19 protein-coding genes are annotated in these 22,763 nt (G+C 52.9%); 17 read left to right on the top strand and 2 right to left on the bottom strand.

From position 1 onward, the window contains the following. Positions 1 to 29: 29 nt before the first annotated feature. The 9 genes from SR894_RS04555 to SR894_RS04515 all read left to right on the top strand — a co-directional run bounded on the left by SR894_RS04555 (position 30) and on the right by SR894_RS04515 (position 11,517). Complete coding sequence (locus tag SR894_RS04555) at positions 30 to 1,148, top strand: CZB domain-containing protein (protein WP_223287821.1); 1,119 nt, start codon at positions 30 to 32, stop codon at positions 1,146 to 1,148. A 102-nt stretch (positions 1,149 to 1,250) separates the two neighbouring features. Further along, positions 1,251 to 2,270 carry a patatin-like phospholipase family protein gene (locus SR894_RS04550; protein WP_223287822.1) on the top strand — a complete coding sequence of 340 codons (1,020 nt, stop codon included), beginning with the start codon at positions 1,251 to 1,253 and terminating at the stop codon, positions 2,268 to 2,270. Positions 2,271 to 2,612: 342 nt separating this feature from the next. After that, positions 2,613 to 3,965 carry a NarK family nitrate/nitrite MFS transporter gene (locus tag SR894_RS04545; protein ID WP_223287823.1) on the top strand — a complete coding sequence of 451 codons (1,353 nt, stop codon included), beginning with the start codon at positions 2,613 to 2,615 and terminating at the stop codon, positions 3,963 to 3,965. A gap of 93 nt (positions 3,966 to 4,058) precedes the next feature. Next, on the top strand, positions 4,059 to 5,336 hold the full coding sequence (locus tag SR894_RS04540; RefSeq protein WP_223287824.1) for a nitrate regulatory protein: 1,278 nt from the start codon (positions 4,059 to 4,061) through the stop codon (positions 5,334 to 5,336). Between the two features lie 131 nt (positions 5,337 to 5,467). Beyond that, the gene (locus SR894_RS04535) at positions 5,468 to 6,154 is read left to right on the top strand and encodes an SDR family oxidoreductase (RefSeq protein ID WP_133731320.1); all 687 of its coding nucleotides are present in this window, start codon (positions 5,468 to 5,470) and stop codon (positions 6,152 to 6,154) included. 138 nt (positions 6,155 to 6,292) lie between these two features. Next, positions 6,293 to 7,285 carry an LLM class flavin-dependent oxidoreductase gene (locus SR894_RS04530; protein WP_223287825.1) on the top strand — a complete coding sequence of 331 codons (993 nt, stop codon included), beginning with the start codon at positions 6,293 to 6,295 and terminating at the stop codon, positions 7,283 to 7,285. A gap of 23 nt (positions 7,286 to 7,308) precedes the next feature. Then, positions 7,309 to 7,803: a GNAT family N-acetyltransferase gene (locus SR894_RS04525; RefSeq protein WP_223287826.1), complete on the top strand. Its 495-nt coding sequence runs from the start codon at positions 7,309 to 7,311 to the stop codon at positions 7,801 to 7,803. 230 nt (positions 7,804 to 8,033) lie between these two features. Further along, positions 8,034 to 9,695, top strand: a complete 1,662-nt coding sequence (locus tag SR894_RS04520) for a methyl-accepting chemotaxis protein (RefSeq protein WP_223287827.1) — start codon at positions 8,034 to 8,036, stop codon at positions 9,693 to 9,695. Between the two features lie 166 nt (positions 9,696 to 9,861). After that, on the top strand, positions 9,862 to 11,517 hold the full coding sequence (locus SR894_RS04515; protein ID WP_223287828.1) for a sensor domain-containing diguanylate cyclase: 1,656 nt from the start codon (positions 9,862 to 9,864) through the stop codon (positions 11,515 to 11,517). Here SR894_RS04515 and SR894_RS04510 read toward each other — a convergent pair. Further along, on the bottom strand, positions 11,514 to 12,083 hold the full coding sequence (locus SR894_RS04510) for a DUF1415 domain-containing protein (protein ID WP_223287829.1): 570 nt from the start codon (positions 12,081 to 12,083) through the stop codon (positions 11,514 to 11,516). The two genes, SR894_RS04515 and SR894_RS04510, sit on opposite strands and share 4 nt — an antisense overlap. 75 nt (positions 12,084 to 12,158) lie before the next feature. Beyond that, the gene (locus SR894_RS04505; RefSeq protein ID WP_223287830.1) at positions 12,159 to 12,863 is read right to left on the bottom strand and encodes a GntR family transcriptional regulator; all 705 of its coding nucleotides are present in this window, start codon (positions 12,861 to 12,863) and stop codon (positions 12,159 to 12,161) included. Between the two features lie 178 nt (positions 12,864 to 13,041). On the opposite strand from SR894_RS04505, the gene SR894_RS04500 reads away from it, so the two are divergent. From SR894_RS04500 to SR894_RS04465, 8 genes are all read left to right on the top strand, one after another. Beyond that, positions 13,042 to 13,611, top strand: coding sequence for a chromate transporter (locus tag SR894_RS04500; RefSeq protein WP_223287831.1), 570 nt, complete (start codon positions 13,042 to 13,044; stop codon positions 13,609 to 13,611). After that, complete coding sequence (locus SR894_RS04495; RefSeq protein WP_133731328.1) at positions 13,608 to 14,138, top strand: chromate transporter; 531 nt, start codon at positions 13,608 to 13,610, stop codon at positions 14,136 to 14,138. Before SR894_RS04500 ends, SR894_RS04495 begins: the two co-directional genes overlap by 4 nt. 124 nt (positions 14,139 to 14,262) lie before the next feature. Continuing rightward, positions 14,263 to 15,243, top strand: coding sequence for a Bug family tripartite tricarboxylate transporter substrate binding protein (locus tag SR894_RS04490; RefSeq protein ID WP_166650358.1), 981 nt, complete (start codon positions 14,263 to 14,265; stop codon positions 15,241 to 15,243). A gap of 84 nt (positions 15,244 to 15,327) precedes the next feature. Beyond that, complete coding sequence (locus tag SR894_RS04485; RefSeq protein WP_244286517.1) at positions 15,328 to 15,771, top strand: tripartite tricarboxylate transporter TctB family protein; 444 nt, start codon at positions 15,328 to 15,330, stop codon at positions 15,769 to 15,771. 15 nt (positions 15,772 to 15,786) lie between these two features. After that, a complete protein-coding gene (locus SR894_RS04480; RefSeq protein ID WP_223287832.1) occupies positions 15,787 to 17,283 on the top strand; it encodes a tripartite tricarboxylate transporter permease in 1,497 nt (498 codons plus the stop codon). A 1-nt stretch (position 17,284) separates the two neighbouring features. Beyond that, positions 17,285 to 18,892: a gamma-glutamyltransferase family protein gene (locus SR894_RS04475; RefSeq protein ID WP_223287833.1), complete on the top strand. Its 1,608-nt coding sequence runs from the start codon at positions 17,285 to 17,287 to the stop codon at positions 18,890 to 18,892. Positions 18,893 to 19,020: 128 nt separating this feature from the next. Next, a complete protein-coding gene (locus SR894_RS04470) occupies positions 19,021 to 20,889 on the top strand; it encodes an ABC transporter ATP-binding protein (RefSeq protein WP_223287834.1) in 1,869 nt (622 codons plus the stop codon). A gap of 165 nt (positions 20,890 to 21,054) precedes the next feature. Next, a complete protein-coding gene (locus SR894_RS04465; RefSeq protein ID WP_223287835.1) occupies positions 21,055 to 22,731 on the top strand; it encodes a methyl-accepting chemotaxis protein in 1,677 nt (558 codons plus the stop codon). The last annotated feature ends 32 nt before the right edge of the window (positions 22,732 to 22,763 follow it).

Raw genomic sequence — 22,763 nt, 5'->3', positions numbered from 1 at the left:
CATTGCTATCTGCCGTAGGTGTCTCTGCCATGTTCACCTTTATTCACCCGTATCAAAAAATTCGTCGCCTGGAGCAGGAAGTTGCCGAGTTACGCACTCAGCTTGACGCTGCCACCCCCAGTTGCCGCCTGTTAAGCCTGATGAAACCAGCACAATCCATTGGCATGCTTCAGGCGAGAGGCGCGGATATGCTGGCTGCGCTAAACAGCGGCATTCAGGAATACGCCGACCAGCTTGCCGGAGAGCGCGCTACCCTGACGGAGACTAGTAATTTAATCGCCGCTGCTGAACTAGCGGTTAATACCCTTGATCAGCGCTGCCTCGACACTGCGCATGCCGAAGCATTGCCCCCGTTAGTGCTAGCCAAAACCTTACATACCCTAAGCCAATTGCAGGTTGCCCTCGCACGTAATGCGGGCCACGCCCAAGCGTTAGCAGTTAGCACGGCGCTTGAAACGGCCCATAGCCAAGGTCTACTGGGTAGCGCTGACGCCGCTGCCCAGGAAGCGCCAGGGTTGGCAGCCATTGCTGACGACGTTCACCGCTTAGCACTTAATATGCACCAATTGAGCCACCAGCTCAGTCTTCTGATGGAGCAAATTAATAGCCAGGTAAGAGAGCACTCCCAAGCCGTATTGAAAAAGCGTTTGGCCGACGATGAGATTGCCCGCTCGGCACAAACAGCTAAACAGACAGTGGGTCAGCTTGCTGACCAGGCTCAGCATATGCATAAGGTCATTCATCACAGCGCCACCGCTGCTTTTTTACACTCGGCTAAGCTTGATCATGCGGTGTGGAAATGCCGACTTTATAAGCAGCTACTGTCTGCTAATACAGACACCCTGCTAGAAGATCATCACCAATGCCGTTTGGGCCGTTGGCATCAACACGGTGAAGGCCACCAACGCTATGCTCGCACCGATGCTTATCGAGCGCTGGCCGCACCCCATCGCCGCATGCACGAAAGCGGTGCCGAAGCACTGAAGTTTGCCCGCTTGGGCGACCGCAATGGCCAACTGGCTGCCTTAGGTGTAATGGAAGAAGCCAGCCAGCAGCTCGCCCTGCAGTTGGACAACCTCATGGAGCACGCCATATTTGAGGCGCCATACTCAACCAACCATCACTCACCGCTCGCGGGTGCGCCTTAAATAAACCCAGTGCGCTAAATAGCCTTTCGTCTTATCTCGCCGCCTATGCCATGCTGGTGTCACTGGAACCGATTTCCTCACCAGCTGCAATGGGAAAAGCATATGGCAAAGGTCAAAAAGCTAGACCTCGCGTTACAAGGCGGCGGCGCCCACGGGGCTTATACCTGGGGTGTCATTGACTGCCTGCTGGCAGATGACCGAATTGAAATTGAGGGCATCAGCGGCACCAGCGCCGGGGCAATGAATGGCGTGGTAATGGCCGATGCGCTAACAAGAGGCGATAAAGAGACCGCACGGCAAGCGCTGCACGATTTTTGGCAAGCAGTGAGTCGTGCGGGTATGGCCAGCCCTATCCGCCGTTCCCCCATGGATATATTAACCGGCAACTGGAGCCTGGATCACTCGCCCGGTTTTATTGCGATGGATCTGTTAAGCCGGGTGGCCTCCCCCTATCAACTCAACCCGCTCAACATAAATCCGCTGCGCGATATCGTGGCCGATCACATTGATTTTGAGCGAGTGAGACAATGCCAACAACTTAAGCTGTTTGTGGCGGCGACTAACGTACGCACGGGGAAACAGCGGGTGTTCCGCCGTGAAGAGATGAGCGTTGACGCGGTAATGGCCTCCGCTTGCTTGCCCTTTATGTTCCAAGCGGTGGAGATCGACGGCGAAGCGTATTGGGATGGTGGCTACATGGGTAATCCGGCGCTATTCCCACTCATGGAGGAGTGCAGCGCAAGGGATATTCTGCTGATACAAATCAACCCGATCAGCCGTAACGAAGTCCCCACTTCAGCCTCGGCCATTATGAACCGCCTCAACGAGATAACCTTTAATTCAGCACTGATTAAAGAGATCCGCATGATAGCCCTGCTAAAGCACGCCCTCGATGAACAAGGCATCGAAAACTGCTACCAACAGGCGTTGTTCCACCGCATCAGCGGCGAGCAGGCGCTTGAGGGGCTCTCTGTCTCGAGTAAATCCAATTCCGAGTGGCCTTTTCTATGCCATCTATTTGAACAGGGCCAAGCCGCCGCTGAACGCTGGCTAAGCGAGCACTTTGAGGCCATCGGTAACCACTCCACCCTTGATATTGATGCCGTCTATTTACATGAATAATAGCTACATGATCGGCTCACGCATCACACCCCTCTAGCACCAAGATGCCGCAAAACAGTCGCTGCATGCCCAATCATGCAGCATAGCCTTGATCACTTGTCGCTAAAACTCACAACAAAAATAAATTAAGATGATGATTTTTAGAAATAAATATTCAATTGGCAAACTACCTGCATAACTCCTACCAGTGGTGGTAGGCGTGGACCAGGCCCAGCTGGGTACGAGTGCGTCGAACCTGACCTTCAACGATGAAGGCATGTTCTCGTCAATTGTTTGCGTAACGCGCTAACTCGTTTGCGTTGCGTAGCGATCAACTCGTTTTATGCCCCGTGAGGCCATCCCATGGACATACGCAACAAAGCCAACCGCATTCGGTTATTTAACTTCTCTACCCCTCAGATGCGAGCTTTCCACTTCTCATGGTTCGCGTTTCATATCTGTTTCTTCGGCTGGTTCGGCATCGCCCCCCTCATGGCGATCGTTCGTGAAGATCTTTCACTAACCCAAACACAAATCGGCAATACGATTATTGCTTCGGTGGCGATCACGGTGATTGTGCGCCTAGCGATTGGCGTGCTATGTGACCGTATCGGTCCGCGTAAAACCTATACCGGGCTACTGCTGCTGGGCGCTATCCCGGTGATGGGCATTGGCTTGGCCGACAGTTTTGAAACCTTTCTATTGGCGCGCCTGGCCATTGGAGCTATTGGCGCCTCCTTCGTGATTACCCAGTACCACACGTCGATGATGTTCGCCCCCAATGTGGTCGGCACCGCCAATGCAACCAGCGCGGGTTGGGGCAACTTGGGTGGCGGCACGACGCAAATTCTGATGCCCCTGATCTTCTCTGGCATGCTGATGCTGGGCGTTAATGAAGCCTTTGGCTGGCGCTTGGCGATGATGGTGCCTGGCGTAGTGATGTTCTTCACCGGCATTGGCTACTGGTTCTTCACCCAGGATGCGCCCAACGGTAATTTCAGCGATCTACGTGCACGGGGTGAACTGCCTGAAGCTTCAGGCGAAAATGGTGCCGCGCAAAGCTTTCTAGCCGCCGCCAAGGATATTCGTGTTTGGGCGCTGTTCGTTGTCTATGGTCTCTGCTTTGGCGTGGAGCTGACGATCAACAATATCGCCGCCATCTACTTCTTTGATAAATTTGACCTTACCCTGGCCACAGCGGGTCTGATCGCTGGTTTGTTCGGGTTAATGAACATTTTTGCGCGTACCCTTGGCGGCGTCTTCTCGGATCTTTTCGCTAAGCAAGGGGGGCTAAAAGGACGCGTTCGTTGGCTGTTTATTGCCTTGGTTTGCGAAGGTATTGCGCTGGTGGCGTTCTCGCAGATGCACGTCTTGAGCCTCGCAATTGGCATCATGCTAGTGTTCAGTCTATTTGTGCAGATGGCTGAAGGCGCTACCTACGGTGTTGTCCCCTTTATTAACAAAAAAGCTTTGGGAGCTGTCGCAGGGATTGTTGGCGCTGGCGGTAACGTGGGCGCTGTAGGCGCTGCCTTTCTGTTCCGCAGCGAAAGCCTGACCTATCAGCAAGGTCTGTTCTATTTAGGCCTTACGGTACTGATCCTGGCTTCATGTGTGTTGCTGGTACGCTTTAGCGATGCTACCGAAGCAGAAGAGGCTAAAGCGTATAGCGACGCAGTAGGTGATGATGTAGGCGCGGGCGCTCTGTCGTTACGTTAAACGCTTTCCAGTACACTCGCGTACACTCCCATCTAGCTACTTAGCAGTATGGGAGTGTATTCATTTAGGTGGCAAGCCACTAAGGAACTTTCTATGTCTTCAGCGCAGCAACTGCTCTTAACCGCCATTCGTTGCGATATCGACAACCTTACTCACCTTGCCACCACCGTCGATATTGTTGGCGACATCAGTCGCTTTATTCATATGCTCCAGCGTGAACGGGGCGCATCGACGATTTACCTGGTTTCCCAGGGGCAACGTTTCAAAACCCGCCGCGATACCTACCGGCAGCACAGCCAGCAAGCCGAAACATTAATGCGCCAACGGCTGGAAGCGCTCAGCGAGGAGGCCCGTCCCCAGGCCGCCGCGCGCTTACTGCGCCGGATCGCCGCCGTTTGGTATGCGCTTGACGAACTTGGCGCCCTTCGCCAAGCCATTGACACCTTTGCAATCACGCCCGATGCGGCGACTCAGGCCTTTAACCAGCTGACCAGCGGACTGCTATCCATTGTATTTGAGGCCGCTGACACCTCTATCGATCCCGACATCACCCGTACGCTAGTAGCCATTTTCCACTTGATGCAAGGCAAGGAGTTGGCGGGCCAAGAGCGCGCCTGCGGCGCCTTTGGTTTTACCCATGGTCACTTCGACGAGCCCCACCGTGCCCTGCTTAACCAGCTAATGACAGATCAGCAGCGCTGCTTTGACACCTTTGTAGAGTTTGCGACACCTGAAGCGCAGCAGGCATGGCAAAAGGAGCTTTCCCCGCGCACGCTGTCAGGTATTTGCCACCTGCGCGATATCGCCTGCCAGCGCTCGTCGGCAACGCAATCTCCGCCCAAAGAGACACCTGACAAGCTGGGTGAAACTTGGTACGAATTGACGACTCTGCGTATCGACTCAATGAAAATGGTGGAAGATGCGCTAATCTCACAGCTGAGCGTGCTTTGCCACCGCAAAATTGCTCAAGCCGAGGATGCTTTAGAGAAAGCTAAAACGCAGCCTTATACGTATGCACCGGCTCCGTGCGAACAGCTGCTGGCGCTTAATGATGGGCAACCGTTAGGTGATTTGACCGCCAACGCCTTAACCTCACCATTAGGTCGCTCTCTGATTGAGCTCACCCAGGCACAGGCCAGTCGCTTACAGGGGCTTAGCGATGAACTCGAAAATACCCGCAAAGCGCTAAGAGAACGCAAACTGATTGAACGCGCCAAGGGCCTGATCATGGCTCATCAGGAAATGAGCGAAGAGGAGGCCTACCGCTTTCTGCGTAAAACCTCGATGGATCAAAGCAAAAGCATGGCGGATATGGCCCAAGCTATTCTCGATCTCTCCGCAATGCTAAAACGTAAAGATGCTAAAGCGTAAAGTAGATGGGGTTCCCGTTAGCCGTCAGTTAGCAGCACAGTATCAAGCTGGTTAAGCCTATATTTGCAGTATGCTGTCACCTTAGCCATGCTAAAAGCTCACTTGACTGACCAAGCAAGGAGCGCACCCCCATGCAACACCGCGTGCTATTAATCACCGGCGCATCTAGCGGTATTGGCGCAGCCACCGCCCGTGCAGCCGCGCGTGAAGGCTATAAGTTAGTACTCGCTGCACGTTCTAGCGACAAGCTCACCGCACTGGCGCAAGAGCTAGGGCCGGAAAACGTGCTGACCTGCGGGCTGGACGTGACCAATATGGAACAGCAGCAGGCCATGGTTGAGCAAGCACTGGAAACCTTTGGCCGTCTGGATGGCATTTTTGCCAACGCTGGTCGTGGTGGCTCGCCCGGCGGCTTTAGTGAAGCCGACCACGAAGCATGGCGTGAGATGATTCTCACCAATATCTATGGGGTGGGCCTCACTATTCAAGCTTGTTTGCCCGCCCTTAAACGCAGCAAAGGCCATGTATTGCTCACCGGCTCAGCGGCAGGCCGCACGACCATCCCAGGCTCTATGTATAGCGCGACCAAATGGGCGGTAACGGGCATCGGCTATAACCTTCGTGAAGAACTCCGTGGCACTGGCATGCGCGTGACGCTGATTGAACCAGGGATGGTCGACACCCCCTTTTTTGATGAACCGCCGGCCCATGCCCTCGAAGATCGCGACATCGCCAATGCAGTGGTGTATGCGCTTGCTCAGCCTGCCCATGTAGACGTCAATGAAATCCTTATTCGCCCCACACCGCCGCTTGAGTGAGGATTAGCACTACTCCAATGTACACCTAAGCAGGCAACACCTTGCAATTCATCTACACTGGCCGCATAACGTGTAATTACCAAGCGCGCTAAGTAATTTTTCACGCTACGCGCCCACGAATTAATTTGCAGGTGACCCATGAGCCAACTAGCTTCCACGGCACTTTCCGTCCTCGATCTGGCGCCTATTCGCCAGGGCGGCAGTGCCGCAGAGACCTTCCGGGATAGTGTCGCCTTGGCGCAATTAATCGAGCGGCTAGGCTATACCCGTTACTGGCTCGCCGAACACCACAATATTGCCGGCATTGCCAGTGCAGCCACCGCTGTTCTGATTGGCCACATAGCGGGGCAAACATCCACCATCCGCGTGGGCAGCGGTGGGATTATGCTGCCTAACCATCCGCCGCTAGTGATTGCTGAGCAGTTCGGCACCCTGGAAACGCTCTATCCTGGTCGTATTGATCTGGGCTTAGGCCGTGCGCCTGGCTCAGACGGTGCCACCATGCAGGCCATGCGCCGCAACGCCCACGCAGGGGTCGATGATTTTCCACAGCTGCTGAATGAGCTGCGCAGCTACTTAGCCGATGCAGAGCCCCAACAGCGCGTGAAAGCAGTGCCTGGCCAAGGCACCCATGTGCCTATTTGGTTGCTCGGTTCCAGCGGTTACAGCGCGCAGCTGGCAGCCAAACTGGGCTTGCCCTTCGCGTTTGCGGCTCAGTTCGCGCCGGGCTATTTATTTGAAGCGCTGCGCTTATACCGTGATAACTTCCGCCCCTCGGAGCACCTGGATAAGCCCCACGCCATGGTCGGACTACCCGTGATGGCCGCAGAGAGCGATGCGATGGCTCATTACCTGGCCACAACAGCACAGCAGAAGTTTTTAAACCTTATTCGCGGCAAGCCGACTCAGTCACAGCCGCCGGTTGAGCAGCTCGATTGGTCGCCGATGGAACAGGCCCAAGTCAGCCAATTTTTAGGCGCGGCCATCATTGGCGGGCCAGAGACGGTTAAAGCAGAGCTTGAGGAGTTCCAAGCACGCACGGGTGCCGATGAACTGATGATTAATAGCGATTTTTACAACCACGCCGACCGTCTACGGAGCTACGAGATTGTGGCTGAGGTCGCCCGATAAGCGCTTAGCTGCACAGGATAGTTATGACCACACTCACGTTTTCCCCAGTAACGGATGACGATTTTGCTGCTTTCTGGCCTACTTTCCAGGCCATTGTTGCAGCGCAAGAGACCTATGCGTTTGCTCCGGATATCAGCTTTGAAGCCGCCCGCGATCTATGGTGTAAAACGCCAAACGCCAGTGTGGTTGCCAAAGATGAAAATGGCCAACTGCTGGGCGCTTACTACCTAAAAGCTAACGCGGCTGGCCCCGGCGATCATATATGTAACTGTGGTTATATGGTGACCCCCGCCGCACGGGGCAAAGGCGTAGCGCGTGCCATGTGTGAGCACTCCCAGCAGCAGGCCCGTGAACTTGGGTTTTTAGCCATGCAGTACAACGCCGTAGTGGCCACCAATGAAGTGGCCGTCGCCTTATGGCAAAAGCTTGGCTTTAGCATTGTGGGTACCGTGCCTAACGCTTACCGCCATGCGCGCCATGGCTTTGTTGACACCTATGTGATGTATAAGGCGCTTTAGCGGCAATACACTTACCAAACAGATCTTTACCAAAGAACTGTTTATCAAAGATATTCCACAGCAAGTTAAAAAAAAACATTTAACTATACGACTTTATCGTGATTGAGCATTTTTTAATATCACAAACTAAAGATAAGTTAATCAAGCCGCTGTTGTTAACGGTCAATTGATACCTTTTAAAACTCCCCTAAGCACCAATTCAGGTGCGGGGAGTATTAGGAGAAGTATCAATGCGAAACATATCCGTTAAGAGAGTGATTGCTGGGGCACTGATTGTGCTTTTAGCCATGCTTATCCTTTTGGGTGGCATGGGCGCCATGGCGGAACGCGAAGCTGCAAAGCTGCTGGCAGAAATCAATGAGATCAGCGCTCAACAAGCGAGTGCTGCTAACCGTGCAGAAACAAACCTAATGGAAGTACGGGTAAGGCTAGAGCGTATGTCACAGCACTACCGCAATGGCAACGAAAACTATGCTGAGCGTGCGCTAGGAGAAGCACTGGTGGGTTTGGAGAACTCCGACCAACGTATCGCAGAACTTACTCGCCTTGAGCTCCCAAGTGATTCTGATCGTCGCCCACTAATCGATGAAATTGTCGATAGTTACAACCTTATTGTCACTGACACCTTACGAAGTGATTTAGCCAATGAGCGTTATGAGGCACTGGATGAATACCGTGACCCCATTAATCAGAAGTTCTCCAGCTTTAGCACTGCGATCAGTCATTTTAATGATTATGCACTGAGTAGAGGTAACCAAGTTCACTCTGAAGCACAGCGCGAAAGCGTCATTTTTGGCATTACCGTAGGCGTTCTCATCTTAACCGCGATTGTGCTCTACGTTGTTGTGCAAATAGTAATTAATCGGCTTGTTATTAACCCTTTCCAGCGGGCCGTCAGAATATGCGAAAACATTGCAAAGGGAGATTTGACAAGTCATATCGACGTCCTAGGGCGTAACGAGATTGGCCGTCTTTATAGTGCCATGGAAGATATGCAGGAGCGCCTGGAAGAGATGATCGGTACGCTTAATCAAAGTAGCGAGGCCGTCGCCTCTAGCTCGAAGCAAATTGCTAGCGGCAGCCAAGACCTCGCCTCACGCACAGAGCAACAAGCCGCAGCTTTGCAGCAAACCGCCGCAAGTATGGATGAAATTTCATCAATTGTGCGGCAGAACGCTGACACTGCCAGTCAAGCACAGCAATTGACCCAGGACGCCGCGCAACAGGCGAATAGTGGTAAGCAGGCATCTGAACGCACCAGCCTACTGATGCGGGAATTAGAAGAAACCTCGCACAAAGTCCATGACATTGTTCAGGTGATTGACTCTATCGCCTTTCAAACCAATATTTTGGCACTGAATGCCTCGGTAGAAGCTGCTCGTGCAGGTGAACATGGCAGGGGGTTTGCGGTGGTCGCCAGTGAAGTGCGCTCATTAGCAACAAAGACCTCCACCTCGTCAAAAGAGATACGCACTATGATTGAAGATATCTCACAGCGAATTGTCGTCGGCGCAGAGCAAGCAGCGAAAAATGGCCATGATATGGCAGATATCAACGAAGCTATTCGCAAAGTGACGGAAATGATGCAAGAGCTTGCTCTAGCTGCAAAGGAGCAGGAGTCGGGCATTAGCCAAGTCAGCACCGCGGTATCCCAGATGGACTCCGCGACCCAGGAAAATGTATCGCTGGTTGAAGAAACCAGCACCGCGTCAGCCTCACTCCAGGATGAAGCTACTCGTTTGGCCGAGTTAGTCACGACCTTCAAACTGAAGCGAGCAGCTAATAAGGGTACGATCCCCACCGTGACTACTTCACAGCATGCCTTTGCAGCAGCTCACTCTTATCCATCTAAAAAGTTGCCTAGTGCCACGCCAGATTGGGAAGAGTTTTAGTTCCTCCATTTGGGCCAGCAATGCTGGCCCTTTTCTCATTGAAGCACCGCTTAAGTTAATAAAAATTCACAATCAGTTAAATGCAAAAGCCTCCAGGATAAGGTACTTTCCTTCACCTAATCACAATACGCTATTAAGCAACTCCCCTTATCGGTGATGGCTAATTATGTCTGTGCATGCTTGGTTGTTCTCGCGCTTCTCGCTGCGCTCGCGGTTTATCGCTTTGATTGCCACACTGGTGTTTGCCACGACTCTGCTACTTGGCTGGGTGGCGTCGCGAGAGTCGGCTCAGCAAATGGAAGCCAATATTGGTAATGCCGCCTCAGAAGCAGCTTACCAAATGGTGGATAAGCTGGATCGCAACATGGACGCACGCATAAAAGAGGTAAAACTACTGTTGGGTATGCAGGCGCTCACTACTGATACGAACCCTAGCGCGCTGAGGGAACAGCTGGAGCGTTTACAAGACAACTATAACGTTGTGTCGTGGATCGGATTTACTGACCCCGAAGGTACTGTTCAAGCAGCTACTGGGGGAATTTTAGAAGGCGTTTCAATCGCGCAAAGGCCCGTGTTTATTGAAGGACGCGAGTCGCTCTGGATAGGCGATGTTCATGAGGCAGTGCTACTCGCTCAACTGCTGCCTAACCCTAGCGGTGAAGAGCTCCAGTTTGTCGATATTGCGACCCCGGTATATGACCGCAACGAGGAACTACAGGGCGTTCTGGCAGTACACCTGAGTTGGGAGTGGGCCGAATATATCCAGCAATCCATTTTTTCGCCCGCGAAGAAGCGGCAAAATAACGAAATACTACTCCTTTCAGCCGGTGGTACCGTACTGCTAGGGCCAAAGGCGCTGATGGGAAAATCGTTAGACAGCCTTAGGCACATACCTGGCCCCACCAATATATCGCCACAATGGGCCATTGAAACCTGGCCCAATGGCGAACAATTTGTCACCGGCTATGCGCGCAGCAGTGGCTTTGAGGACTTTCCTGGATTGGGGTGGATAGCGATTACCCGTAATCCCATTGCGTCGGCCTTTGCCCCCGTGGAGCAACTGCAGACAGCCATTATGGGCATCGGCACTCTCCTGGCGCTGCTATTTGCAATGATTGGTTGGATGATTGCCTCTCGAATGGTAACTCCCCTCACCCGCTTAGCCAGCGCCGCCGATCAAATACAGGATGGCGAGCAAGCCGACTGTATTCCTCTTGAAAACGGCTCTCCAGAAATGAAACGTCTATCGACCTCTATGCGTAACATGGTTAGCCGACTACTGGATCAACGTCAAACGATTAACCGTTTAGAGGATCTAGCCAATACCGACCCGCTAACGGGGCTTCCTAATCGCGCCTTTCTTAATCAATACCTGCAGTTGGCCATTCCGGAAGCGGAAAGAAACCAGCAAAGCATGGTGGTCATGTATATCGATCTGGATGGTTTCAAACGGGTCAACGATGAACTGGGCCACCATGCAGGGGATCTGCTACTTATTGAGATTACCCAGCGCCTGAAAAACGCCTTGCGCAGTGGCGATGTTGTGGCGCGCCTGGGTGGTGATGAATTCGTAATGGTGCTCAAAACCAAGCAGGAGTACCTGGAAATGCTTACCCACGAAGTGAGTAGGCGTTTACTTACGGCTATCGCCCAACCGATTTTATTACCCGAAAATAAACGCGCCCACGTGGGCTGTAGTTTGGGCGCCGCTTGGTGGCCGCACCACGGCCTGCATATTGAAACGGTGCTACAACTTGCAGATAGCGCTCTGTATGCGGCTAAAAGCAAAGGTAAACATCAGCTCGTGATTCACAAGCCTTAGTCGCTTACGTCAAAACAGTGCTGCAACTGCTGCTCCGCGGCGGCACTGCCCATCGCCGTTAACTTAGCGATATTGCGCCCAGGTATCGCGTCGGTATCGCCGTAAAACTCGATCGCCTTTTCGACGCTCTCTTCGCGCAACAGATGCACCATGGCGTAGGGAGAACGATTGGTATAATTAGAGGCGTCATCGGGCTCAGCACCGTCGAAGCAGTAATCGGGATGGAAAGTGGCGAGCTGATAGACCCCTTCGTACCCCTGGTCGACAAGAATGCTTTCTGCCAGCTCAACAAAATCCAGGTAGTGATCAAAGCTTTTAAAGAGCGTTGGGAATACCAGCAGCGTCGTTTCTGTTTCTGGATGCTCATCCAGCCACTGGACTTCCACCATCAGCTCCTCAAGTGCCACTTCGATCTTCTTGGAGCGCACTACTTCAACGCGGATGGTGTCACGCGCTAGCTCACGTTGAGCGAACGGGCAAATGTCGTGGGCGACAATGAAGGTGCGCACCCAGTTCAGCGTTTGCGCGGCTACTCGGTAATCTGCGTGTTGGTTATCTGCGTGCATAGCACCCTCTTTACTTATTGGGTCGGCGATGACCGACACACTGTGCGCAGCAGTTTACCAACTGTTCATACCCAACTACACATGCTCTTGGTAGCGCTTCAGAGCGACTTCATAGGATTTATGGATATGGTCGTCCATTAATTCACGCGCTGCTTTAGCCTCGCGCTGTAGCGCCAGCTCCACCAGCTGATGATGCTGCTCGTCCAGCTCTTGACGTATCGTCGGCATTTTGGGCCCCAAACGGCGGTAGCGATCGAACTGGTCGTGTAACTGCTCAATAAAACGCAATAACCAGACTGACCCACACGGCGCCACCAGGGTACGGTGAAACTGTGTATGCAGATGCTCCCACTCTTCGCCTTTATCCAGGGTTATATCGGCTCGTTTCAGGCGATGCGCGGCGGCAAGCAAATCAGCCTCCCAAAGCGAGTCACCGTTAGCAATAGCTCGCTCTAGCGCCATCCCCTCCATTTCCAGACGCATTTGGGTAATATCGTCCAGCTCATCCCGCGACAACTTCGGCACCCGAAAGCCGCGCTGATTCTCCTGCACCAGCAACCCATAAGCTGCCAATCTATTGAGCGCTTCTCGTAGCGGGCTCAAGCCGACTTGATAGCGCTCTTTGAGCGCATTGATAGCGAGCTTTTCACCGGCCACAAAACGCCCGCCCACCAAATCCTTGCGTAAATGATCAAACACGCGACTTGATGCGGTACCCGCTGGCCCCACTGGCCCCACTGGCCCTAGTGACTTGGCTGACGTAGGTAGAGAATTATTCATCACGATGTCCTTTGTTTACCTTAGCTCCCGCTGTCCATTCTGTTTTGAGTGTTGACGTTGGGTCGGGCACTACCTATATTCTATTTTAGACAAGATAATCGATTTTTTAACCTACAAACGATAAATAAGGTCTGGGTATGCTTCTGATCTCCTCGTCGACTTTGCGGGATATGCATTCATGAAACCACCCGCTGTCTCCTGGCAACTATTCTGGGCCTTTTTCCGCGTCGGCATCTTTGGTTTCGGTGGTGGGCCCGCCATGATTCCTTTAGTGCGCGCCGAGGTCGTCACCCGCTACCACTGGCTAACCGATGAAGAGTTTGCCGATGTGCTGGCAATTGGCAATACCTTACCTGGCCCCATTGCCACCAAGATGCCCGGCTATATTGGCTATCGTGTAGGTGGAGTCGTCGGCTGTATCGCTGCCGTAATTGCCATCATCGTACCAATGATTGTGGCGATGATTGTCATGTTAGGCATTTTCAGCCGTTACCGCGATGTGGCATGGATTCGCGGTATGGGCCAAGCGGTAGTGCCCGTCGTCATGGTGATGATGGCGCAACTCACCTGGGACTTTTTTGATAAATCCCAGGCTGCCCTTGGCTGGCTGGTCAGTATAGCCATGGCCATCATTGCCGCCGGGCTGATCTACTGGCTTGGCATTCACCCTGGCTGGGTGATTGGCGCCATTCTAATTGCCGCTCTCCTGCGCCCTGCCGGTAACAAAAAAGCGGAGAGGACGACATGATTTATTGGGATCTCTTCCTGGCGTTTTTTATCCCAAACATTATCGGCTATGGCGGCGGCCCAGCCATTATCCCACTAATCGAAGCCGAAGTGGTTGGCCGGTATGGCTGGATGACCGCGCAAACCTTCGCGGAAACATTAGCCTTGGGTAACGCGCTGCCTAGCCCTATCGCCACCAAAATGGCTGGCTATGTAGGCTATGAAGTAGCAGGCATTGGCGGCGCTTTCATCGCTGTGGCCGCTACCGTGATCCCCACCCTGCTGTTGATGTTAGGCGCGCTAGGATTGCTATACCGTCACCGAGATTCCCCCCGGGTTAAGCGCATGAGCCAGTGGGTGCGCCCTGTCATCGCCATGATGATGGCCTGGCTGACCTTGGGGTTTCTGCTCGAGAGCCTTAACACCAGCGGCACGATTCACACCCTGATCATTGGCATAGTCGCCGCTATTGCACTGATTCGCTTCAAAACGCACCCCGCCTTTGTGGTTATGGGCGCCCTGGTTTATGGGGGGGTCTTTCTCGGCTAACGCTCATTGGCAGATGTATCTATTAGATAACAATAACCCGTTAAAGGGATCACGCGCTCACTACGCCGCTGCATTAAGGGCGGCAATCCACAACACCAACCTCAATCTATAAAGGTGTATAAGAATGACGCGTTCAACTTTTACTCTAAGCACTACCCTCGCAGCCATCGGACTTGCGTCTAGCTTGGCTATTGCCACTACCGCACAAGCTGACTATCCCGAGCAGGATATTCGCTTAATCATTCCTTACGGGCCTGGCGGAGCAACAGATATCCTCTTCCGGTTGATTTCTCAGGAAGCAGAAAAGAACCTGGGAGAATCCATCGTTCCGGTCAATATGGCAGGAGCAGGGGCTACCCTTGGGTCTCGCAATGTAAAAGACGCAGAACCCGATGGCTACACACTCCTCGGTAGCCACGACACCATTGCACTTTCAAAGCTAGCGGGCACCGTCGACTACTCATTTGATGCTTTCGAACCTATCGCGCTGCTTACCCAAACCATCAATATCCCAACCGCCCATGCTAATCACCCCGTACAGAGCGCTGATGAAATCGCTGATTACGTGAGCGAAAACCCAGGTCAAGTGCGCTTCAGTATGATTCCTAGCTCCACTGACCACTTCTTCTGGGCCCAATTCTTCCAGGAGGCGGGCATTGATATGGCCGACGTACGCCTAGTCGGCTATCCAGATACTGGTGAACAGGTATCGGCTCTGATGGCGGAAGAAGTTGATTTCGCAATGTTCAATTTACCTTCTGGCGGTGCTTTTTTTGAAGATGGCACCTTCCGCGCGCTCGGCATCGCTCATCCAGAGCGCCTTGATAGCATGCCAGATGTAGCCACCCTGCGAGAACAAGGCATCGCGATGGATCACTCCACCAGCCGAGGTATTTTTGCTCCCAAAGGTACTCCGCAAGAAGTCCTAGATACCATCGCTGACGCTTACGGACAGGCCTTGGAAAATGAAGAAGTACAGAGCCGCATTGAAAATGAGTTTGGCTCTGTTGTTCGCTTTCTGGCCGGTGATGATTACCAAACGTTTCTGGATGAAAACGAAGCAGCACTATCCGCCGCTGCCGAGAACATCGATTTCCAGAACTGAGGGCGCACCCTCTAGCCCTCGTAAGTACGGGGGCTAGAACTACCGGAGGCATCGCTAATGCTTATGCTAACGAAAGACCGCGCCTTGGCGCTGGCGCTGCTCTTGATTGTGGCTGTCATGTGGGTGGAGTCAGGAAGCATTGCCCCACCGACCAGCTGGCAACCTTATGGGTCAGCACTTTTCCCACGTATTTTGTTGGTAGTGATCGGTTCGTTCTCACTGCTGATACTAGTGCGTTCCTTATTAGTAAAAGCACCTGAGCGAGCAAGCGCAAAGCAGCTTGTTGCTGAGTGGTTTAAAAGCCGGCGCACCATACTCGCTCTGTTTCTACTGTTTGGGCTTTATGCAGCACTTCTCCCAGCAGTGGGGTATATCGCAACCACTATAAGCTTCTTAGTCGCCTCACTCGCTTTACTTATGGGTATAGATACGCGGCGAAAATGGATCATTAATCTCACCTTGAGCGTCACTCTGACGCTCGTGATATTTGTGGTGTTCCGCTATGGCTTAAATGTCTGGCTGCCCTAATCTGCGGAGTAAATAATGACCAATTTTTTTCTCCAAGCACTCGCTGAGGTCGGTACTCCCTCGGTGATGGGCCTAATTGTAATCGGTGTTTTGTTTGGCATTATTGGCGGTAGCATCCCAGGCTTTACCGTCACTACGGCCATCCTGGTGGTCTTCCCTTTTACCTTTGCTATGGATCCGGTAAGCGGCGTTTCACTGATGGTTGGTGTGTTTGTAGGCGGTTATTCAGGCGGGATCGTCTCGGGCGTTATGCTGGGGATCCCCGGCACGCCCTCCTCAATCACCACCGTATATGACGGCTATCCGATGGCTCAGAGAGGTGAGCCTGGCCGAGCCTTGGGCATTGGTGTGGCGGCCTCTTTTTTAGGCACTTTGATAAGCGTTGCAGTACTGGTTTTTTTCGGACCGTTAATTGCTAGCTTCAGTATGAATTTCCGCCCCTGGGAAATTACCGCCTTGATTGTTTTCGCTCTGACACTTGTGGCAGGACTCTCTAGCGGCGCTCTGCTCAAAGGCCTGATGGCCGCTGCTTTAGGGCTTTTGATTACCACTGTTGGCTATGACCGCAACAGCAATCTTCGCTTTGATTTTGGCCTACCGGCAATGGGGTCTGGCTTCGAAATTCTTCCCGTAATGATCGGTATATTTGCTTTTTCACAGCTACTTGGAAATATTGAGAAATTGAAGGATGAGAGTAGCGAAGCCAAAAAAATCGATACCAATGTAACGATTCCCTACGGCCAAATAATCAAAGATATGGCGGGACAAAAGCTCAACACGCTGCGTTCTTCACTCATAGGCAGCTTAGTGGGGGCACTCCCCGGCACGGGTGGCACCGTGGCAAATTTCTTGAGTTACGACCAAGCCAAGAAATTCTCAAAACATCCAGAGAAGTTTGGCACTGGCACGCCCAGCGGCATCGTGGCGTCTGAAGCCTCCAATAGCGCGGTGGCTGGTGGTGCATTTGTGCCCACGCTGGCATTGGGCATACCAGGCGATTTGCCTATGGCGATCATGATGGGCGTGTTGATTCTTCACGGCATTACGCCTGGGCCAATGATGTTTGAGCAAAACCCGGTGCTGGTGGGCGCTATTTATGCCAGCTTACTGATCGGTGCGGTGGTCATGGTGCTTTGCAACCTGCTGCTAGTGCGCTGGTTCGCCAAAATATCGTTGATTCCTCAACAGATCCTCGTTCCTGTTGTGCTAATGCTGTGTGCCATTGGCGCTTATGCCCTGAATAACAACCTGTTTGATATTTGGGTGCTATTTATCTTCGGCATCATCGGCTACCTGCTTTGGAAAGCTGAAGTACCGCTAACGCCTCTGATACTCGGCGTAGTACTTGGCGATAACCTGGAGCGACAGCTCTTCCGAGCTCTTGAGCTTAATGAAAGCTGGATGACCTTTTTAACTCGACCACTCTCTGCACTTTTCTTAGCGTTAGCCGTCGCCTCTATTCTGTTTTCGCTCTATCAAGATCGCAAGATCCAGCGCTTAAAAGGACTCTAATATGCAACAAGATGCACTCTACTACCCCAGCGCCTCGCGCCGGATGGCAACGTTCGGTAAACGCGGCATGGTCGCCACCTCACAACCGCTAGCTGCGCAGGTAGGTATTAGCATTTTGCAGCAAGGTGGCAATGCGATTGATGCAGCCATTGCCACGGCAGCTGCATTAACGGTGGTGGAGCCCACCTCAAATGGGATCGGCAGCGACGCCTTTGCCATTGTGTGGGTCGAGGGCAAACTGCATGGCCTTAATGCTAGTGGCCCTGCTCCACAAGCGGCAACCATTGAAGCGCTAAGAGCCCTCGGCCATGACACAATGCCCAACCACGGCATGCTTCCTGTAACGGTACCCGGTGCGCCCGCTGCCTGGGCGGCGCTATCTGAGCGCTTCGGCAAACTTCCGTTCGCAGAGTTGCTGGCGCCTGCGATTGCACTGGCCGATGAAGGGTTCCCGGTTTCTCCCGTCATTCATCAAATGTGGAAAGAAGCCTTCAACACCTACTCGGCTTACGATGAGGCTTCTTTCAAACCCTGGTTTGATACGTTTGCTCCCGAAGGGCGTGCGCCGGAGCCCGGTGAGCTGTGGCGCTCCGAAGGCCATGCGAAAAGCCTAAAAGCGATTGCTGACAGCCGCGCCAAAGCATTCTATGAGGGCGAACTGGCCGAGGCCATTGATGCCTTTTCCCGCGAACACGGTGGCCTATTACGCAAAGAAGACCTAGCAGCTTACCAGCCAGAGTGGGTCGACCCGATTAGCGTGCGCTACAAAGGCCATGATATTTGGGAAATTCCTCCCAACGGGAGCGGTATGATTGTGCTGCAAGCCCTAGGCATGTTGGAACATCTAGGCGAAGAGGGGCGAGATCGAGTCGAAACGCTGCACCGTCGTATTGAAGCCACCAAACTTGCCTACGTTGATGGCTTTGCTCATATCACCGACCTCGACGCTATGCGCCCCAGCATTGCACAGATGCTAAACGATGATTATTTGAAATCGCGTGCCGAACTGATTGGCGAACAGGCCGTTGATCCCGTCCACGGTAACCCTATTAAGGGCGGCACGGTGTACCTGGCAACGGCTGACAACGATGGCAATATGGTGTCGCTGATTCAAAGTAATTTTAAAGGCTTTGGCTCTGGCATCGTAGTGCCGGGCACCGGCATAAGTCTACAAAACCGTGGCTGGTCATTCTCCCTCGACCCGCAGCACCCCAATGCGCTAGCCCCCGGCAAGCGCACCTATCACACCATCATCCCAGGCTTTATTACTAAAGATAACCAAGCCGTTGGGCCGTTTGGCGTGATGGGCGGCTATATGCAGCCCCAAGGCCATGTACAGGTGGTAACAGCGATGCTAGAGGATCAACTGAATCCTCAGGCGGCGCTGGATATGCCACGTTGGAAATGGACCAAAGGCAAAACCATCGAAGTGGAAGCCGACTTCCCCAACCACTTAGCGCTTGCCCTGGCACGCCGCGGCCACGACATCGTCAAAGTCGCCGACTCAATCAGCTTTGGCCGTGGCCAAATCATTCTTCGCGATCCTGACACCGGTGTACTCCAAGGGGGTACCGAGCCACGCACCGATGGAGCTGTGCTCCCCTGGTAACAGCTCACCACTGAACTGCGTCTCCGCCGTGTTGCCGTTGAAGGCAACCGGCGGTTGTTAGCTAGCTATCTCCTCTCAATCACAGCATTATGGCTGCTCTTTTTTATTAGAGTTTTGCCTTTTTCACTATGTCACCGCCACCCTCTTCTCAAACCTCCCCCGCCTCACCGCTAAGCGGCTTTTTTGGCGTATTTCGCTATAGCCGTCGTGCACTTGGCTTAGTCTGGGAAACCTCCCGTTGGATGATGCTCGGGCTGGCACTGTGCACGCTGGTGGCGGGGGTTCTGCCTGCCGTGGCCGCCTGGGTCGGCCAACTGATTGTGGACGGGGTCGTAAGTGCGATGGAGTCTCATCAAGCAGCCTCAGATCCCGACCTGCTAGCGTCCATCAAACCGGTACTAACGCTGGTGGGGATTGAAGCCGTGATTATTGCGCTCATTGCCCTGGCCCAGCGCGGCCTCTCAGCCCAACAGTCACTGCTGCGTGCGCTGCTGGGACAGAAGGTCAATGTGATGATTCTGGAGAAAGCGGGACAACTGTCACTTAGCCAGTTTGAAGATTCAGAGCTTTACGACCAGCTCACGCGAGCGCGGCGTGAAGCGTCTACGCGCCCCCTTGCACTGGTGAATAAAACCTTTGGCCTGCTGCAAAACGCTATATCGCTGGGCAGCTTTGGTGTGCTGCTGGTGCAGTTCTCCCCTTGGGCGCTGCTGATTTTAGTGGCAGGCGCCCTACCGGTATTTATTTCAGAGGCCAAATTCTCGGGCGATGCCTTTCGGCTGTTTCGCTGGCGCTCACCGCAAACCCGTATGCAGATCTATTTAGAGACGGTGCTGGCACGGGAAGACAGCATTAAAGAGGTCAAGCTGTTTGGCCTTGAAGGACTCTTTCTTAAGCGCTACCGGGATATTTTTACCCAGCTGTTTGCTGAGGACAGGCGCTTAACGCTGCGCAGAGAGAGCTGGGGGTTTCTGCTCGGCTTGCTTGGCACCTTAACCTTTTATGCCGCCTACGCCTGGGTGGTCATTGAAACGATTGCCGGGGCGCTTACCCTCGGCCAGATGACCATGTACCTGATGGTCTTCAAGCAGGGACAGGCCGCGCTCTCCGCCAGCCTGACCGCGATCAGCGGCATGTATGAGGACAACCTTTACCTCTCCAATCTTTATGAGTATCTGGAACAACCAGTGGAGGAAGAGAACGGCACACTCACTCAGGGTGCACTGCCCGGAGACGGGCTACGCTTTGAACACGTTAGCTTCTCCTACCCTGGCGGCGACGCTTCTCTCCAAGAGCCGGTTCTCCACGATATATCGCTGCACCTCTGCCCTGGACAGAGCCTGGCTTTAGTAGGTGAAAACGGCTCGGGCAAGACCACTCTGATCAAGCTACTCACGCGACTCTATCACCCAACTCAAGGCCGAATTCTGTTAGATGGTAGCGATCTGCGGGATTGGAGCACTCAGGCGCTACGTGAGCGCACCGGCGTGATTTTTCAGGACTTCGTGCGCTATCAGTTGCAGGTGGGCGAAAACCTGGGCGTCGGCGATACCCATGCCTTTAACGACCAAGAACGTTGGCAGAACGCCGCTCGTCACGGTATGGCGGATGAGTTTATTACCCGCATGGCTAGCGGCTACAAAACCCAGCTTGGCCGTTGGTTTAAAAATGGCCAGGAGCTCTCCGGCGGCCAGTGGCAAAAAATTGCCCTCTCAAGAGCTTATATGCGCGAAAACGCTGACATATTGGTGCTGGATGAACCCACCGCCGCCATGGATGCAGCTGCAGAAGCCGAAATATTCGCCCGCTTTCGCGAACACAGCCGCGATAAAATGGCGATATTGATCTCCCATCGTTTTTCCACAGTGCGCAGCGCTGATCTCATTCTAGTTATTGATCAAGGACATATTATTGAACGTGGCACCCATGAAGAGCTCCTTGCCATGGCCGGCCGTTATGCAAAACTATTCCAACTACAAGCAGCAGGTTATAAATAACCACTTAAACATAAACAATTCTTATTACAATTATGATTAAATCGTTACAACGCTAATTAAAATCTGGAACGTGAACAAACGTCACAAGCGTTACAAAATTGTCGCTCCCGCTAACCCTTTAAAGGTAAGGTTCTTTCATCGTAATACACCACAGGAGTGGCCAATATGAACCGCCTTCATCAGATAAAATTTAAGTATGCTCTTGCATTTATCAGCGTCGCCTTAGCGCTACTGGTTATTGTCATAGCCGATGCGCTGCTCGTTAACATGGTAAAGGGCCGCTTAGACACGTTTATTAAAAATTATATTCCTGCTAGCTCCACCGTACTCAATGCTGATAGAGACCTGTACCAAGCTCGGGTAGCTGAGATTGAGTACCTGTTAGCAGACCCAGGCACAGAGCGCGCATCGGCGCTAATCGCCGAATTCGAAGAGAATTCACAACAGGCTTACGATCGCATGCATCGCTATGCCGAATATATGCAGAACTACCCAGAATTAACCACGCAGCTAGACAACTTTGAAACCTTGTATAGCAATTGGCAACAAGAGGCAACACGTGTATTTGAGCTGCATCAAAGCGGCAATAGTGCGGCAGCATTCGCTACACTCTCCGGCTCATCACTTTCTAATTTTAGTGCACTACGCGATGTATATGATGTGTCAGGCATGAATACTGAGACCGCCATTAATCAAGCAGAAGCAGCCGTTGTTGATAGAATCAAAGTACAGCAAACCTCTACTATCATCATTGCTTTAATCATTTTTATAGCGGCAACCCTTATTGCACTATTAGGGCCACTAATGATGTCGCGGGCTATCCGTCAAATCAGTGGGCGTATTAAGGAGATCACCGAAGGTGATGGCGATTTAACCGCGAGGATTGAGAGCCAACGCCGTGATGAAATTGGTGAATTGGCACAACAGTTTGACGCTTTCATTAAACGTATTGACGATACGCTACAGTCAGTTAGCAGCAGTACTGTTAGCCTACAGCATGCCTCAAATGAAATTGCTAAAGGCAGCCAAGAACTTGCATCACGCACAGAACAAGCTGCTGCGAATTTACAGCAGACCTCTGCTTCAATGGAGGAAATTGCGGCGGTGGTCAACAACGCCTCTGACTCTGCCCAGCAAGCTGACCAGCTGGCACTTTCAACCCGCGACCTCGCTCAGCAGGGCTTGCACTCCATGCACAGCGTTGAGCAGACCATGGATACGATCAACGACTCTTCCTCTGAAATCAGTAACATTGTCAGCCTAATTGATAGCATCGCTTTTCAAACCAACATCCTGGCGCTGAACGCGTCGGTAGAAGCCGCCCGCGCGGGTGAGCATGGCCGAGGCTTTGCAGTGGTCGCCCAAGAGGTTCGGATATTAGCCAGCCGCTCCAGTGATGCATCCAAAAACATTGCCACTCTGATCAATACGTCGTTAAGCCGCACAAAGGCGGGCGTTGACCAAGTGAAACAAACCGGAGCCACCATGCAGGAGATGGTAAAAAGCATCGAGCGTGTGGCCGACGTAATAGCTGAAATTAGCGCCGGAGCTAAGGAGCAGAGTGTGGGTATTGGCCAAGTCAACGACGCGGTCAACGAACTGGATAGCATGACCCAACACAATGCCTCCATGGTGGAAGAGTCCAGCGCTGCGGCGGCGGAGCTAAGGGAGCAAGCTGACCGGCTGGGCGTGCTAGTGGGCGCATTCAAACTCAGCAATGCTAGTGAGCAACCTGCTCTTGTCAAACCAGCTCTTGCCTCTACGATGAAGAAGCCCTCGCCTACGCCTGCTGCCCCGCGTCGTATGCCAAGCTCACAGCAACCTGAGTGGGAGTCGTTCTAAGCAACCTCCTTTAGTTTTCTATGCTTCCTTGG

It is taken from the genome of Vreelandella neptunia (assembly GCF_034479615.1).
GTDB classification, from domain to species: domain Bacteria; phylum Pseudomonadota; class Gammaproteobacteria; order Pseudomonadales; family Halomonadaceae; genus Vreelandella; species Vreelandella neptunia.
Note: the sequence above shows the minus strand (reverse complement) of the source record. Positions and strands in the feature narration are given on the sequence as shown.